We start from the raw sequence: 16,390 nt of genomic DNA, 5'->3' as shown, positions 1-16,390 counted from the left end.
CCTCCTAAGTTATTAAGCTTTTTTATCAATAATAAGTCCGTTCATTTCCATGAAGTTCGCTGCTACATCAAGAAGCTTTTCACGTGGGACTTCTCGAATTAGATCGCCTGTCTGTTTGTCGAATACTTTAATCATAATTGCGTGAGTCTCCTTGTGAATGGAAATCTCAAACTTCTTTTCCGGCCCCTGCACAGCTCTAATCGCCTTTTCTAACTGCTGGAGAGCTTTTTCCTCTTCTCCAGACAGTCTTTCAATTGATTGGTTGACGTTTTGCTGATTTATGGCTGTAATTGATGATTCATCAGAGCTAACCTTGGGCGAAATAAATTTCGCTTGTTCTGGAACTGGACCAAAACCCGAAATACTATTATCCACAATTTACCCTCCCTACGTGCTGAAACATCATCAAGAGCATTTTATAGTTTCTTATACTGTTTATATCGGAAATTAAGAGTTATTTATGAAGGGAATAACAAAAAAGAGACCTTGGAAATCAAGGTCTCTTCTAATGAAAAAGTATAGATTAACGAAGTACAGACAAAATACCTTGTGGAGCAGAGTTTGCTTGTGCCAGCATCGATTGGGAAGCTTGCAGCAAGATGTTGTTTTTGGACAAAGCAACCATTTCTTTAGCCATATCTGTATCACGGATACGGGATTCAGCAGCAGTCAGGTTTTCTACAGTAGTACCAATGTTATTGGATGTGTACTCCAGACGGTTTTGGACAGCACCCAATTTAGCGCGCTCGGAGGAAACATTTTTAATAGCAGTTTCAACTTGAGCGAGTGTTGTGTTGGAACCAAGCGTACTGAATCCAGTAGTACTGATGCTTCCGATAGCAATTGTACTTGTAGCTTTGTCATTCACAGTAATATTTGCACCTTTAGTGATGCTAATACCGTTAAATGTTGTTTTAGTCATAATTTCATCGATTTGGTCACCCAATTGCTCCAGCTCTTGGTTGATGTTTGTTTTGTCAGCGGAGCTGTAAGTACCACTCGATTTTTGAACATTCAGTTCTTTCATACGAGTCAGCATGGAGGATACTTCGTTCATTGCACCCTCAGCAGTTTGTACGAAGGAGATACCATCTTGAGCGTTACGTTGAGCTTGCTCCAGACCACGGATTTGACCGCGCATGGATTCGGAGATGGACAAGCCAGCAGCGTCATCAGCAGCACGGTTAATGCGCAGACCGGAAGACAGTTTCTCCATATTTTTACTTGTTGCACTTGTGTTTAGACCCATGTTGCGGTGTGTATTCAATGCCGGAATATTGTGGTTGATAATCATTGTAAATTTCCTCCCTGAAATGGTTTAATGCCCACATCCTTGTGGTATGAACGTCTTCACAGGTCGGCCGCCCTGAAGAATTACCGTTCTATATTATATATCGACCTTTCCCACAGAATTGTTTATAGCATTCTAAAAATTTTCTTTAGTATTCTTCCAATATCAGCAGCCCATATTCATTTCTTAACTAAGTATTGCTTCCCTCTCCCATTTCCAACATGGCATTCTTAAGAGCTTCAAGGTCCATAACTGCGTTTTGATTGTTATCCTGGATTGCATCAAAAATCTCTTTGCGATAAATATCTATATCTTTGGGTGCTGATATACCTATCTTTACATTATCTCCTTCAACGGAAAGCACGGTTATTACAATATCATTATGGATAACAACAGACTCACCTTTTTTTCGAGATAAAACAAGCATCAGGATTCACCACCCTGCTCTTTATGTCTTAACTTCTGCCACAACGCACTTCTTGTAGTATAATCGGTATTTTGTAAAACAATCTGTTTGCCAATAGACTTCTCCACATTGAAAATTAAAGGTGCTAGCAAATTGACTGTTATCTTCTCCTTATTACTATGCCAAGTCACAATACAGCGAACTGCAATCTGCTCTCGATCTATTACACCAATATCTGCAAGCGCATCACTGGATAGTTCAAACTCATAATCAGGTACAAAATCAAATGGATTGACCGTAATAAAGGTGACTGTTGCCTCTTCCACAGCGCTCAAAATACTAAATAGCTCATTATGCTCTTGTAGCCTATATTCACGTAAATGCTCAAAACCAGGTAATCCCTTAGGAAAAGCAAAAACCAATTCTTCATTAAGCCATCTTTTTTCATCTAATTTCAGGGTCATTGTTTATCCTCCTTAAAAATCAACAAAAGAGCTACGGATTTTTATCCATAGCTCTACAATACAAATGTCAAAGATTCAAAAGATTAACGCATAAAATCCATTAAAGAAGGCTGCATAATCTGAGCGGATGATTTCAAGGCTGCCTCATAAATAGTTTGGGCAGAGGTTGCCTGAATCATCAAGCTGGCAATATCGGCATCCTCAGTTTTGGATTGCAAGGTCGTCAAATTCAGATTTCGGTCGTCAAGACGGGATTGAACCAGTTCTACACGGTTTGTGCGTGCCCCAACCTCAGACTGACTAGCCTGCATTTTTATGAAACGAGATTCAACATTTGCGGACTGAGCTGCAATAGCACTATAACTGCCACTAGACAAGGCTGCGCTCAAGTTATCCATAATTTTAAAAACGTTATCTGTATCCGTTGACGCTCCAAAAAACTCACTTCCAGAAGTATTCACCCGAAATGTAGATTGATCTCCAATTGCATAATTCACAGCTCCTTGATCCGCATCAATTTGATCATAACTTGTCACAGTACCGGACAGCTCGTAAGGGGCCTGGTCATATTTTTGACCGTTAAAGATATATTTGCCACGAATTTGGCTATTTCCGATATTGGTCATTTGTTCCTTAAGCTGATCCACTTCCAACTTAATTGCATCCAATCCGGATTGGGGGACAGTTTCACTTGAAGCTTGAACCGTCAGCTCTTTTAACCGCTTCATGACATCTCCAGCCTGCTGCATAGTAGAGTCTGTAAAATCTAACCAGCTTACGGCCGCATCAGCATTACTGGAATACTGCTCATTAGAAGCCAACTCAGCTCTGTAGCGAAGGGCATAAGTCACACCCACTGGATCATCTGAGGGTTTATTGAGTTTGCGACCAGTTGTAATCTGATTTTCCATTTTACTCATATTGTTATAATTACGATTCAGGTTACTGAGCGTCTGCATACTCATCATCCCCGAGGTTACTCGAATCGCCATACACTACCTCCTACTAATCTAAATTAGAGCCCTACACGGCCTGTACTATTAATCAGCTTGTCCAGCAATTGATCGAATGTCGTCATAAAACGAGAAGCCGCACTATAAGCATGCTGAAACTTGATCATGCTGGACATCTCTTCATCCAGGGACACCCCGCTGACAGACTGTCTACTTAAATCCACCTGTTCTGTCAAAAGTTGTGCGTTCTGTGACTGACGTTCCGCCTCCTGAGTCTGTACTCCAAGTTGTCCAACAATAGAGCTAAAATAATCATCCACCGACGTCGGAGTTGATAGAGCAGTCCCAAAATCGAATTTCACATTTTTCAAGTTAGCCATAGCCATAGCTAACGCATTATTACCGAGCACTACTTTCTCATCTGTGGTTCCTGTTCCATCTACCCGTAATGAGGTCGCAATTTTATTAGGATCACTTTGTATATCAGGATTTAATGTAATATTACCAGCTGTAATCGCGGCACCGTCTTTAGAGGTAAAAAAGGCATCACCTTTGGTAGGAGTTGTCCCACTAATTGTATAGCCCAACTGATGAAGTCCATTGATACCTTGGACAGTAACTTTCAAATCGTTTGTTAAAGTCCGGTTATTATTAGCATTAGAGTAGGTAACCGCTGTATTATTCGGTCCCGTATTCAATACCGTTCCTTCTGGAAGCACAGTTCCTTTAGGAAGCGTAACTTCAATATTTCCGTTGGCCAATGTGTTTGCCAATTGGTTTATCTGATTTTTATAATCCGTAACATATCTGTCACGTGATAATACCATTCCGTAAACTTCACCGCCAGTCAAGGTGCCACCTGCGAAAGCAGCCTGAAGACCATCTGCGGTTAATGGTGTAACCGCGGTACCAGTTACAGCTATTTGTCCCGCTACTGTTACCTGATATCCCTCATCCAGTTGAGTAACCTGCACATTAGCCAGTTTAGACAATTTATCAATCGCATAATCTCGCTGATCTCTCAAGTCATTTGGATTATCTCCCAATGATTCCAACTTGGTAATGTTCCCGTTTAAATCAGCTACAGATTGTAAGAGCGAATTTATTTCTGTTGTTTTCAATGTAATATTATTGGTTAAATCGGAATCTAGCGCGTCAAGCTGCTTACTTGTCTGGTTCAACGCATCCGTCAAAGCCAACGTAGTCTCTTTTACAATTTTACGGTTAGTTACGTCCTGAGGATCCTGACTCAAATCCGACCAAGCATTCCAGAAATTATCCATTACTTTGCGCATACCTGTGTCAGAAGGCTCATTCATAATCGTTTCGAGCTTATTCAAAGTGTCGTAGCGGATACTCCATCCACCTAAAGAGGAGTTCTCATTACGATACTGATCGTCCAGAAACGTCTGACGGACGCGCTCAATAGCAGTGAATTCAACCCCTGTACCCATTTGACCTCGTACAACGGAACGATTCAAACCGTAGGCTTCCATAGAATCCGAGGCCTTCATACTAACCACTTGTCTGGAGTAACCCGCTGTGTTGGCATTTGAGATATTGTGTCCGGTTGTATTAAGTGCTGCCGTTTGTGTGTTTAAGCTTCTTTTCGCTGTTTCTATACCATGAAATGTTGAGACCATATTTTCCTCCTTCAATTAGGCGCGTGTATCAAATAGTCCCGCTCGTACAGTAGAGGTGCTTTTGTCAGCTGGACGCTGATAAACCGCTTCAGATTCCGCATAATATGACATACTCTCAATGGAAAAATCAATATAGGAAAGCGCCTGTTGTATAAGCTGTTGATTCAACTCATTTAATCTTTTCAATTCTACAAGCGTATCCGCTAGATTTTTTTGAATGTGAAGGAGGGACTGCTTGTCTTCTACATCAAACACAAGACGAGATAACTCCGTAATATTAAGATTCAACTTGGACTTAATACCACGTTCCTGCAAAAATTCATATGCTGCCTGCAGGCGTCGCTCATCCAGCTGTTCAATGTGTCTGGATATCTTCGATTCCTGGTTCATGACTAGAATGAGCTGATCTACCTTATTTGATATCAGTGCTTCTTTTTTTTGATTTCCTAATGCAATCAACTGCTCGTGAGCCTCTCTAAGCTGCTCCAGCACATCAATCAATCGCTCTAAAGGCATATTCCTTCACCTAGCTTTCAGAAGACTGCTTGAAGTACGGCAACAGCTTCTCTGCAATTTTATCGGCATCCACACGATAGGTACCAGAAGCTACTTGCTGCTTAAGCTCCTGAATTTTCTTAACGCGGTCTGCATCACTGCTGCGGTTCAGCATTTCCATTGCTTCCGGAGAAATCGAAACCTCGTCCTTGCGGCGGGATTTCTTTTGCTCCTCTTGACGTCCTGTTTCAATATTTCGCTGATATGGATTAATAGCTCCGATGCGGTTGGTCTCGTTAATTTTCATAACTTCCACCTTCCTTAGTTATTTGATATGGTCAGAATGTATCAGACGACATAGCGTCGAACATGGTTCGTATTATGCCTCACTTCTTTATTTTGTGCATGGTTGCTAAAAATAAAAAAACCGATAAGCTCTATAAAGATTATCGGCGGTATTTGAAACTTTTTGAATAGCTGAATGCGTTTTTAATTCCCCTGTACTACTTTCCACGAAGTTTATCAATCGCGCTGTAGGTACCTGAGCCCATATTATTACTTTGATCCTGATTACTACTTTCGCGTACAGCCTGATGCAGGTCTTTAGTCAGACGTGTTCGACAAGAATCGCACATATGCCCTTCACGAATCGGTATCCCGCATACCTCGCAAGGATACGTCATATTGGGCGCATTAGCAATGGAAATACGTCCCTCACGTATAAATGTCGTGATTTGTTTTACGGATACCTCAGTAGCCTCTGAAAGCTCATGCATATGAATGCCCTTATTTTCACGTATATGTTTGACACAGCGTTCGTATTCAAATTCAATTTCCTTAATACAGTTCTGACAGATTCCCCTGACGTTCTTAATAAACAGCTTTCCACAGCGAGGACAGTTATCCAAATTCATCCTCTGTAGCGCCCCTTTCCAATTTCCGATCTTTAATTACTTTTATCCTTACATTAACTTATAATGAAGAGCCTCGTCTAGCAAATATTTCAAAAAAGATTTTCAGATTTTACACAATTGCACATCTTATAAGCTATCATATAAAAAGTATAAGAGAGAATGATCCATCAGTAAAAGTTTGTCTACATCTATATGCATCAATATGCAATGACATAAAATAAAGAAAGCTCATGGAAGCTAATAGTTCAGCCTATTGCATGTGTTTATTTATCGTCAAACATTGCTCCATACTTTAGATAGAAATAAAATAAGCGCCATTCCAGTTATTTTCGGGAATAGCGCTTCATTATACAATTAAAATAGCTATATATGAATATGAGTAAATGTAGAAATTAAATATCAAGATGAGGGAAAAACCGGGCGAAACAATCCTCAGAAGAATTCATGTTCACCTGTGCCCCGAATGACATCAAGAAAGCCCTGTAAATCCGGGGGAACGGCGCCCATACGAATGCTCCGCACATGGAGTGTGGGTATTCATAAATCTCATGGACCTAACATCATCTCAACTTATAACCTATCTGAAATCAAGCTAGATGCACCAATGGAAATTTGCAGCCCAAAAAAACAAGCTATTTCACAAATAATTATTCAAAAAAGCATTGTTTTAATAGAGGCCTTCCCGTATACTATAGTCAAACGCTTGGTTTAAAAAACACACTTCATTATACATTTATAATGATAATTATTTATTTGTGTTTGTTTGCGGTACTTGCAGTTCTTGGCCTACTTTAACCAGGTTGTTGATTTTAACCAGTTCTTCAACAGTTACACCGTATTTTTCAGCAATAGAAGCCAGTGTGTCGCCCTCTTGAACATTTACTGTGATTGTATTTACAGTTGCTGGTGTTTCAGTTGTAGTCGTTGCTGGTTTTGTAGTTGTTGCTTGATTGTTGTTCTCAGTAGCTGGTTGAGCTGGTGTTGTAGTTGCTGCATTTTCAGTCGTTTCAGTTCCAAAAAGTTTTGCTTCAAGTGCTTTTTGAGCTTCTTCTTGTTGTTTAATGATCAGTTGTTCTTCAACATGATCCCTGTTGTTATCTGCGTTGGATTTCGCCATTACTTGACCTGTTGCAAGTGGACTCAACAAAGATACTGCACCTAAACTAACTGCCAACATGCTAGATACTGCTACTTTTTTCATTACGTTTTTCATGATTTGTTCTCTCCTCTTTTTAGCTTTAAATTTTAATTAACTGCTTTACTACTGAGCGAGACACTCCCAATGTCCGCTCTTTAGTCATTAGCTAATCACTTATTACCAATCATGTTAGCTATCAACAGATAGAAATTGTACTCCTCTTTTCCAAAAAAATCAACCTCTAAATTGAAATATTCTGTTTTCATCCCTCACTTCCTTACTTTTTGTTTGTCTCTATATTTTTATTATATACCTCTCTCTAGCTCGTTGTCAAATCCTGCTGATTGTACGGCTTAAAAGACTTTTGTTCTATCAATTAATCCTTCTTTCAAGAGATTTATAACCTCTTTTTCATAGTTTCAAGCAAAATTTAATGGAAAATACTAGAGATTTAGACTTATGATCTTGCTAAGGTCAGGCAAAAAATTGCCAAATGTATTCCTTGCTCTAATGCCTTTTCTCTCAAAACACGTGCACACGCCTGTAATGTGCTCCCCGTTGTATAAATATCATCTACAAGCAAAACGGTAACGGAAAGCTTGTTCTCCGTAACACATTGAGATTCAGCTTTTAAAATAAAAGAATTCAGCAAATTTGTCATATTGGGATGGACAGAAAACGCATTATTCATGGTGTTTATGCGTTCCTTTTTGGATTTAAAGCTTTGTTTGCCTGTATCTTGTGGACGAGCAAGTAAAGATAGGAAGGGGAGCTTATTCCGCCTAGCAATCTCTTCTGCCAAGATCTGAGCCTGATTGAAGCCTCGCTCTGTAAGCCTCTTCTCACTTACCGGGACACAGGTCACTACATCCACACTCCACAAAGAACTCTTGAAACGAGAATGTTTAAGACTTGCAAACTCATACCTCATCGCCTGATAGGCTCGATTCATGATCTCACCCAGCAGGGAACCATACTTTTCATTCCCGCGATATTTGAACTGTCCAATCCATTCTCTCATCATCGGCGTATAGCTGGTTGCACTCCGATTGCATACAAAGTAACGTACTAATCGGTCAAATTTTACGCAATCCGGGCAAAACGTCGGACGTCCGCAATGAACACAACGAATGTTGTAAACCCAAGGAATTTGAAGCGAACAAGAAGTACATATCCCAGAGAATTCAGAAAAACGTCCTGTGAAAGTACCGCAAGCGATACATGTTTGGGACTGACGTTGGAATAACCAATTCAAAAATAGACGGGTTCTTGGAATCATCCCCATACCAGAATGCACCTTTCTTGGTAGTTTACGTACTGACATTGTTTCAGGTTTCACATTTCCAAAAAAACTTTTTTTTATTTAATACATTTAGTGCTTCAACTCCTTCAGGTATCCTTTTTTCCGAGCCAGTGCATTCATTCGTTTAATCTGTCTAATCGCTCTTTTTTGACCTCGAGTCCATTGAGGGGATGTAAAAATAACACCTCCACATGGATCATCCTTGGATCTCCCCGCGCGACCAGCCATTTGGACAAGAGAGGCTTCATCAAAAAGACTGCTATCCGCGTCTAATACATACACATCACTCCGTGGGACAGTCACCCCTCGCTCCAAAATAGTCGTGGTGACCAGAACACGTATTTCAGTAGCTCGAAATAAGCGCACTTTAGCGGTTCTTTCCTCATCCTGTGAGGAGGTGCCCGCAATAGGTACATCAGGCAATTGTTTAATCAGCAGCTCCACAAGTGTCTGAATATGTGAGATTCGTGTCACAAACAGGAAAACCTGTGCTCCACGTTGTATGGATACGCGTAGGCGTTGAATAAAGGATGCGGGAAGCCGACCTTTTTGCAGCCAATGTTGCACTGAAGCAGTCCCCAGGCGAAATGGGACAGGTAGGGGATGACGATGAAAACGAACGGGAACCTTGGCGTGTGGCAGTAGACCGCGTGCAGCCTCTTTCTGCAAAGCATGCGGTGGTGTAGCAGACAAATAGATAAACTTCCCCTTCGGCTTACATACTGCTCGTGCAGCAAAGGCAAGCATAGGATCATTGTGATAAGGGAACGCGTCAATCTCGTCAATCACAACCAGATCAAAGGCTTGACGATAACGCAATAGCTGATGTGTCGTTGCCAATGTCAGCTGTCCCCTTTGCCAACGTTCTGCGCTCCCCCCATAGAGCGTCACCATGCTCACATCGGGAAAAGCAATGGCCAAACGAGGGGCTAACTCGAGTACCACATCGCGGCGTGGTGTTGCCACAAGTGCCGTTCCTCCGTGGTCCAGCACATATTGCAAGAGCGGAAACATCATTTCCGTCTTGCCTGCGCCCGTTACGGCCCAGAGCAGAAAACGTTCTACCGTAGTACTGGGCACCTGCCGATCAGCGCTATATCTTACACCTTCGCCAGTTTTTGGCGAAGAATGCCTGCTACGGGCAAGGTTGCTGCCCTGCGAAGAGGCAGCATCTGATCCCCGGCACGCAACCATGACGCGCCGGAACAACGCCCGGAGCCCACGGCCTTCCGGGTGGAAACGCCCCCGCACTTCGCCGTGCGGTGCGGCCAAAAAGCGCAGCGCCGCTTCCGCTGCGGCACGCTGTGCAGGGCTCAGCCCCCAGCGGTCGAGTTCCGTCGCCGGGGCTGTGCCTGCTGTGTGTGGCAGGGCGGGTTTCGCTGCACCGCGCAGCAGCAGCGAGCATTCACGGCTGCGCCCCAGCGCGAGACATGTCTCGCAGTAAGCGCACGCCTTACGTCCGCACGACGCACAGCTCGTGCGGTGCACTATCCCGCTGCCACAACGGTTGCAGCGGAGTTCATGCGTACGCGCGGCAGACCATCGCGTACGTGGTGCTGGAGCGAGGCCAGCAGCAAAGCTGAGTCGGCCTTGCAGATATGCAAGCTGTGCAGCGGATCGCCAAGTACGCTCCAAACCTGACGCTGCCTCTGCCAGTAGCGCTTCGGCTTCCGGAACGAGTAACTGGCGTCCTGACAACAAATTAACCAGCTCATTCGCTTGTCGTGTTAAACACTCCCTATCCAATCCATCAATTCCCGTGACAAGGCTCCTTTTTTGAATAGAACGTAAACCTCCGTTTGTTTCTCGTCCCTCATTCCTACTTTCTGTGCGAGAAGTCCACTCTTGTCCACCATCCCAAATGCATATATTTTCTACTCCTCCAGATAAAATCCGTTCTCCGTTGAAAGGCTCAGGAGCCAGTTCACTTTTTAGCTGTGCGAGAATATAAGCCCACCACTGCCGTTTTCCCCATCGCTCCATATCTGCTAATTCCTTAAATGTTTCGCACAGCTTTGTCCCCCAGGACAAGGGAAGCTCATCTCCTAATAACACCCATCTTTCGACAACATTCTCTTGTCCCTCATCTTGATTCATCCACCATGTCATATCTACTCGAATATCCATAGATAATCGGAGAGTCCAATTCCCTTTATACTTCACTGCATATACTGCAATTTTCACCTTCCCCTTCTCCTCCCATTCATGATTCTTGCGGTTCTTGTCACCCCAGAGAACAGCAAAAAAGCACACTCCTATGGCTAATAGCCTGAAGTGTGCTTCACATCAAGTAGATCTCAATGAGATCCCTGTCGTCTTGCCTATGCAACTGTTTATAAACATTTATATCCGATTTTGACCACGATGTCCACAATCCCCTGTCGCTAAGGAACAAGTGGGGCGTCCGCCAACGACTTGACCGTTCTAAGATCAATAACAACCTGCTTTTCACCGCCTGACTTCGGTAAGACCGGGTTCCCCGGTGAAAAACGACTTGAAATGACTGAAACATCCATATGACTATAGTGCACTAACCGTGTCAGAATCGGTAGCGTATCGTCCATAGATTCATCATCCAGTACTGTCACATGTAGCGGCCTCCGGTGTAGCCAGGCAAGCATGTTCAGCGAACGCATCACCCATTCCACACGATCTCCGTCATTGGACGTAATCACAATATAGCGAGTCGCACGATGACCCGGAGATATTGCGCGTGAATCTTCACCATTGTGATAAGCCTGAACCGCCTGTCGTATATACATAAGATGAACGACTGCGGCTCCCACACCGTATATAAGCAATATCCAAACCAAGTGAGCCGTCACGAGGGTTCCACCTCCTCCTATAGCGACAATATATGCCGTATAACAGGAAGAGGTGTCACGGTTATGTACTGGGTTTCCGTATGAGCGGACATATCGCTCCAAAAGAAAGGCGGTACAGCATTCATATCTATTAGCAGCTACATCGTCTAATGCATGGAAAAACTACACTTTACAGCGTAACCCATCCATATTTGATTGAGTTAATAACTGCTTGTGTACGGTCATCAACCTCCATTTTTTGCAGAATGCTGCTGACATGGTTTTTGACCGTTTTCTCACTAATGAATAAATATTCACCGATCATCTTGTTGCTCTTACCTTCAGCCATCAGACGCAGCACTTCAGCTTCACGACGGGTCAATGGATTATTTTCACCTGCGACAAACTTCACGCCGGCTTCCTTGGTGTGACCTTCAGCCATAGCCCCTGTTTCGTTCAAGTAGGTCATCCGGCGAAGCTGCTGAATGAGTTTACCCGTTACCTTCGGATGGATAAACGCATATCCTTCATGAACCGAACGAATTGCATTAATGAGGGACTCGGCCTCCATATCTTTTAACAAATAACCATTGGCTCCCTTGCGCAACGTCTCGAATACATAGCTTTCATCATCATGAATGGATAAAATGATAACTTTGACATCCGGGAACATCTCACGCAGTTTTTCGGTTGCCTCTACACCATTTTCAATTGGCATATTAATGTCCATCAGAACAATATCCGGTTTCTCTACGTTACAGAATTCCAACACTTGAATACCGTCGCCACATTCTCCGATGACCTCAATGTCGTCCTCCATATTCAAAATACGTTTAAGTCCTTCACGGAACAACTGATGATCGTCCGCTAAGAGAACTTTAATGGGTGCATTGCTAATTTCCTGATTTTCCATGTTGTTACTCCTTTCCCTTTTCCACGTTGGTTGGGATATGAATCACTATCTTGGTGCCTTGATTCTCAGCTGATTCGATCTCCATTCTCCCCTCGAGCAGTTCAACCCTTTCCCGCATACCAATCAGACCAAAATGCCCATGATCTTTGCTTTTTTGCTGAAAAAGCTCTGGCTTGAAGCCCAAACCATTATCCTGCACCACGATTTTTACAAGCTGCGCCTGATAGGTAATCTCAACAAGCACATAGGTAGGATAAGCATGCTTGGCAGCGTTGGTCAAAGCTTCCTGGATCAGACGGTAAATGGCTGCTTCCATCGCGGAAGAGAGACGGTGTTCCTTGCCCCTTGTTTCAAAAAGCGATCTAATCTTCGTTTTTTCTTCAAAATCCTGCACATATTTCCGGAGCGTCGGAATAAGTCCCAGATCATCCAGGGCCATAGGACGCAAATTGAAAATGACCTTTCGCATTTCCTCAAGACTGGAGCGAACCTGTTTCTTCAAGTCTACTATTTCGTCCTGAACCATCTTAAATTCCTGCTTAGCGATCATTCTTTCCACAATTTCCGTCCTAAGCACTAGATGCGCAAGGAGCTGCGCAGGTCCATCGTGAATTTCACGGGATATGCGTTTGCGCTCCTCTTCCTGAGCCAAAATAATTTTCAGACCAATAAACTGCCGGTTTTTGGCCGATTCGATGATCCGCGTCACTTGTCCCAATTCGCCCGACAAATATTCCAGCACGACCCCCATCTGCGAACCGATGGTTTCGGCACGCTCGACAGAAGCCTCGACACTTTTGGCTCGCTTTTGAAGATCATCTCTTCTGGCTTTGAGATACATTTCCTTCTCACGGAAAATCATCACATCGAGTTGAAGCTGTGTTGCCTTCTCATAAGCCTGCTTGATATCCTCTTCCGAATAGCGAACGAAGTCACGGCTGACCTCAGTCAACCGAATGCGGGACCGCCGATAGTTCATTTCCAGCTGGTCCACCTTTTCGATCGTTTCTGCCGTTTCTTTCAAGACGCTCTGGAGCTCCTGATTTAACGTGACCAGCTCGGTCCGGGCCGTGTCCAATATTTCGAACATCTGATATTTGCTGTTCTCCATCACCTGGATGGCATTTTTAATGACTCGGTCTATGATATCGGCTTGAAAGTCCACAAATGTTCTACTCCAATCCTAGCATTTCAAGTATATATCATACCATATCATGACTGAAGGGTGATGGTCTTCGTTTCTTGTTCCCATTTTACAGTCATTCCTAACTGCTCAGATACGAGTCTCAATGGGACTAAAGTCCTACCTCCTAGCACAACGGGTGCAACATCAGTGCTTTGCCGCTTCCCGTTCAGAACAACTTCTTTTTTCCCTACGGTCAAATCCATCAGTACACCGCCGCGCATAATGGTGATCCGCTGATCGCCCGCATTCCATTTGGCTTGTCCGCCAAATGCGTCCAGCACATACTTGATCGGAACATACGTTGAACCATCGCGAGTCATCGGAGCGGCATCAATCGTGGTCGGCGTTCCGTTCACCGTCATTGATTTTTGCCCGATCGTCATTTGAGCTGTTCCTTTTTTGAGTCCTTCTGTACCGACCGTTCCCGGTGTATTAAAAGAAATATTATCAAAAGCAACATTGCCTGTTTTAGCGCGCTCGTCCTGACCCTCTGCCACATTAACCACATAAAGACGCTTCAGCTTCGCCGGATACGAAATATTCAAACCGCTCATATCTGCGTTAATGGTTTTCCAGCCGTTCCAGTCGATCACTTTAGCGAGATCAATATATGCTGTTTTGCCTTGAGCATCCTCTAGCTCTGCACGCAGCCAGTTCAGACTCTTATCCCCTCTGACATCAATCGAGATGGAAGTAGCCGCCTGTTCAAGCGTTTTCCCGGATGTGCCGTTCAATTGAGCGTAAGCATACATTTTACCACTGCCGTTCGTCATATCGTAGTTCAGCTCTAGCACTTTGGAATTGGCATGGTCGCCATCTCCTTGTACAACAGCCGCTGTGCCAGTAACACCTTCCACATTCGAAGTAAAATCAACCGGATACGAAACATTTTCGAAGTTCTCCCAGTTGTTTGTACTTGCTCCACCAGCAGACAGGAAGACGACAGCGCTGAAACCATCATAGCGACCGATGGCATAGCCCGTTTTCACGCCTGCATCCACCGTATTTACTGTAAGCTGATTGTCCTTGACACTTCCCTTAAAGCCGATGAACTCCCATTTGAGCGCATCTGACGTAATGCTGACACTCTGTCCATCTTTTGTCTTTGCCGTTACCGGTACAGCAATTTTAGCTCCAGCGGTAAGCGAGCCAGTTCCAGTGCCTGCGGTAAGTGATGAAATTTCATCTGCTCCAAGCACCGTGACCTTGGTTGTAGCGCTGGCTGAGCCACTGGATGCCGTTAAAGTAGCCGTTCCTGGTTTGGCTCCCTTTATAACGCCGCCGCTCACTGATACAACAGCCGGATTGCTAGATTTCCACGTCACTTGTACTTTCGAGGTATCAAATGGATTGTAGTAGTTGTCATACCCTTTGAAGGAATAGCTTCCGGTCTGTCCAATCAGCAGCGTTTTATTGCCCTTGATGGTGAAGCCTTTGAGCGTTCCTTTAGGAGCATTGGTATATACCCCTACTCCATTTACAATACTACGTTGCTCTGTACCATATTCTGTATTGAACGTAAGCCCCGCTGTCGTATCTCCCAAATCACGTGTCACCATAGTGGTAGAGCCGCCCCCGTCAAGGTTCATCCCCTTCCAGACGCCAATATCCTTCATCAGCGTTTGCAGCTCGCTCAGGGATACACCAACGCTGTTCCCATTCTTCTCAACAGCAATGACATAAGCGTAACGCTTGTCACGAGAATATCCCAGAGCTGTACGCGCACGTGTCCCGCCTATGCTTGTTGTGCTCCGGGAAAAAGAGGTTTTCTGGCCGTCATTTACTAATATGGTATGTCCACCAATCATCATTTGAAGGTTAGAAGGATCTACTTCACTCCCTGTCGATTTAACACGAAGATGATAACTCGTTTCTACCGTCTGTCCCACGGTCAGATGCGCTTTGGCATAATCAGCGGCTTTACCATGAGTACGTAAAATATAGCCATCCTGCGGAACGGTCATATTCAACGTAGCATTGTCGGAGACTTGTGTAACTACACCATTTTGTACCAATATCTCGGTGGGCGTTGTCGAACTGTTTTTGGGGCGCTCAATTGCTTTCCAAGCAGATGTATAAATATACATAGCATTAGAGTGACTATAGTTGCCCCCACTCGTCTCAGGGGAATACGAAGCCTTGTTCATCCCCGCCAAAGAGAAGGACGACCCATCTCCAGCTTTCACTGTACCTTCAAAAGTAAACTGCTCCACCATCGGAGAACCATCCTTGGTTACAGCAAAGGCATACATACCCGTTAAATCAGACGGAGTAGACATCAACACACCCTTGGATACTTGTCCACCGATCGGCGCTCCCTCGCTGGAAGTATTAAAATAATCCCCGTTTACACCAGCAACCGCCCCGGTCTCTTTTGCCATGCCACCTGTGCTCTGACGGGTCGTAAACTGTCCATTCTTCCCCGTCATGACATCCAGCTTAACGTACGGATTTTGCAAGTCCACTCGAATGATATCAGCCAGCGCTGTTCCTTTGGAACCTTTAAAACGATATTTCAATAATGTTGCACCCGAAGTAATGATCTCTTCGCCCAATTTTACAGTTGAACCAGAGGCTGCACTTGCGATTGGAGCAGACATCCAACCATTCAAGGGGATTAGAGCCCCAGTTCCAGCAACCGGACCGATCCATAATACCCCTGCCAGTGTTAACACGGCCCATCTTTTAGCGATTCCTCTGCCATTAACTTTCACTTCACTCTGTTTCTTATTACTTAAAAACATTTGGATAATAGCTCCCATCTTCAATGTATTCAAACGGTTTTGTTCCGCGCGTGTACTCTATCAATAAACAAAAAAATCCTCTTATGTTAATAGACTTATTATATAGGCAAAAGTTACGAAAATCCCGTCAACTAAT

General features: G+C 43.9%; 16 protein-coding genes. All 16 read right to left on the bottom strand.

Annotated elements, in window-relative coordinates; genetic code table 11:
* Window positions 1-12: 12 nt before the first annotated feature.
* The 16 genes from MHB54_RS15720 to MHB54_RS15645 all read right to left on the bottom strand — a co-directional run bounded on the left by MHB54_RS15720 (window position 13) and on the right by MHB54_RS15645 (window position 16,254).
* Window positions 13-375: a flagellar protein FlaG gene (locus MHB54_RS15720; RefSeq protein WP_023990668.1), complete on the bottom strand. Its 363-nt coding sequence runs from the start codon at window positions 373-375 to the stop codon at window positions 13-15.
* 148 nt (window positions 376-523) lie between these two features.
* The gene (locus MHB54_RS15715; protein WP_023990669.1) at window positions 524-1,294 is read right to left on the bottom strand and encodes a flagellin N-terminal helical domain-containing protein; all 771 of its coding nucleotides are present in this window, start codon (window positions 1,292-1,294) and stop codon (window positions 524-526) included.
* Between the two features lie 187 nt (window positions 1,295-1,481).
* A complete protein-coding gene (gene csrA / locus MHB54_RS15710; RefSeq protein WP_023990670.1) occupies window positions 1,482-1,718 on the bottom strand; it encodes a carbon storage regulator CsrA in 237 nt (78 codons plus the stop codon).
* Window positions 1,718-2,161 (bottom strand): flagellar assembly protein FliW, encoded by a 444-nt coding sequence (locus MHB54_RS15705; RefSeq protein ID WP_023990671.1) that lies wholly within the window; start codon window positions 2,159-2,161, stop codon window positions 1,718-1,720. The genes csrA and MHB54_RS15705 overlap by 1 nt, the downstream gene beginning before the upstream one ends.
* Before the next feature lie 83 nt (window positions 2,162-2,244).
* Window positions 2,245-3,153, bottom strand: coding sequence for a flagellar hook-associated protein FlgL (gene flgL / locus MHB54_RS15700; protein ID WP_023990672.1), 909 nt, complete (start codon window positions 3,151-3,153; stop codon window positions 2,245-2,247).
* A 23-nt stretch (window positions 3,154-3,176) separates the two neighbouring features.
* Complete coding sequence (gene flgK, locus MHB54_RS15695; RefSeq protein WP_023990673.1) at window positions 3,177-4,757, bottom strand: flagellar hook-associated protein FlgK; 1,581 nt, start codon at window positions 4,755-4,757, stop codon at window positions 3,177-3,179.
* 15 nt (window positions 4,758-4,772) lie between these two features.
* Entirely contained in the window at window positions 4,773-5,273 is a 501-nt protein-coding gene (locus MHB54_RS15690) for a flagellar protein FlgN (RefSeq protein ID WP_023990674.1), read from the bottom strand.
* 10 nt (window positions 5,274-5,283) lie between these two features.
* The gene (flgM, locus tag MHB54_RS15685; protein WP_013312286.1) at window positions 5,284-5,559 is read right to left on the bottom strand and encodes a flagellar biosynthesis anti-sigma factor FlgM; all 276 of its coding nucleotides are present in this window, start codon (window positions 5,557-5,559) and stop codon (window positions 5,284-5,286) included.
* Between the two features lie 196 nt (window positions 5,560-5,755).
* Complete coding sequence (locus MHB54_RS15680) at window positions 5,756-6,166, bottom strand: TIGR03826 family flagellar region protein (RefSeq protein ID WP_023990675.1); 411 nt, start codon at window positions 6,164-6,166, stop codon at window positions 5,756-5,758.
* 745 nt (window positions 6,167-6,911) lie between these two features.
* Complete coding sequence (locus tag MHB54_RS15675; protein WP_023990676.1) at window positions 6,912-7,379, bottom strand: LysM peptidoglycan-binding domain-containing protein; 468 nt, start codon at window positions 7,377-7,379, stop codon at window positions 6,912-6,914.
* 382 nt (window positions 7,380-7,761) lie between these two features.
* Window positions 7,762-8,628: a ComF family protein gene (locus MHB54_RS15670; RefSeq protein ID WP_264454451.1), complete on the bottom strand. Its 867-nt coding sequence runs from the start codon at window positions 8,626-8,628 to the stop codon at window positions 7,762-7,764.
* A 48-nt stretch (window positions 8,629-8,676) separates the two neighbouring features.
* Window positions 8,677-10,791, bottom strand: coding sequence for a helicase-related protein (locus MHB54_RS15665; RefSeq protein ID WP_023990679.1), 2,115 nt, complete (start codon window positions 10,789-10,791; stop codon window positions 8,677-8,679).
* 200 nt (window positions 10,792-10,991) lie between these two features.
* Entirely contained in the window at window positions 10,992-11,432 is a 441-nt protein-coding gene (locus MHB54_RS15660) for a hypothetical protein (RefSeq protein ID WP_023990680.1), read from the bottom strand.
* Window positions 11,433-11,601: 169 nt separating this feature from the next.
* Window positions 11,602-12,324: a response regulator gene (locus tag MHB54_RS15655; RefSeq protein WP_007432713.1), complete on the bottom strand. Its 723-nt coding sequence runs from the start codon at window positions 12,322-12,324 to the stop codon at window positions 11,602-11,604.
* A 4-nt stretch (window positions 12,325-12,328) separates the two neighbouring features.
* Window positions 12,329-13,489, bottom strand: coding sequence for a sensor histidine kinase (locus MHB54_RS15650; RefSeq protein ID WP_013312293.1), 1,161 nt, complete (start codon window positions 13,487-13,489; stop codon window positions 12,329-12,331).
* Window positions 13,490-13,536: 47 nt separating this feature from the next.
* Entirely contained in the window at window positions 13,537-16,254 is a 2,718-nt protein-coding gene (locus MHB54_RS15645) for a stalk domain-containing protein (protein WP_264454450.1), read from the bottom strand.
* Window positions 16,255-16,390 lie beyond the last annotated feature (136 nt).

This window comes from Paenibacillus sp. FSL M7-0802, assembly GCF_038004945.1.
Classification (GTDB): Bacteria; Bacillota; Bacilli; order Paenibacillales; family Paenibacillaceae; genus Paenibacillus; species Paenibacillus polymyxa_B.
The sequence above is the reverse complement of the archived record's forward strand: the minus strand, read 5'-3'. Positions and strand labels throughout refer to the sequence as shown.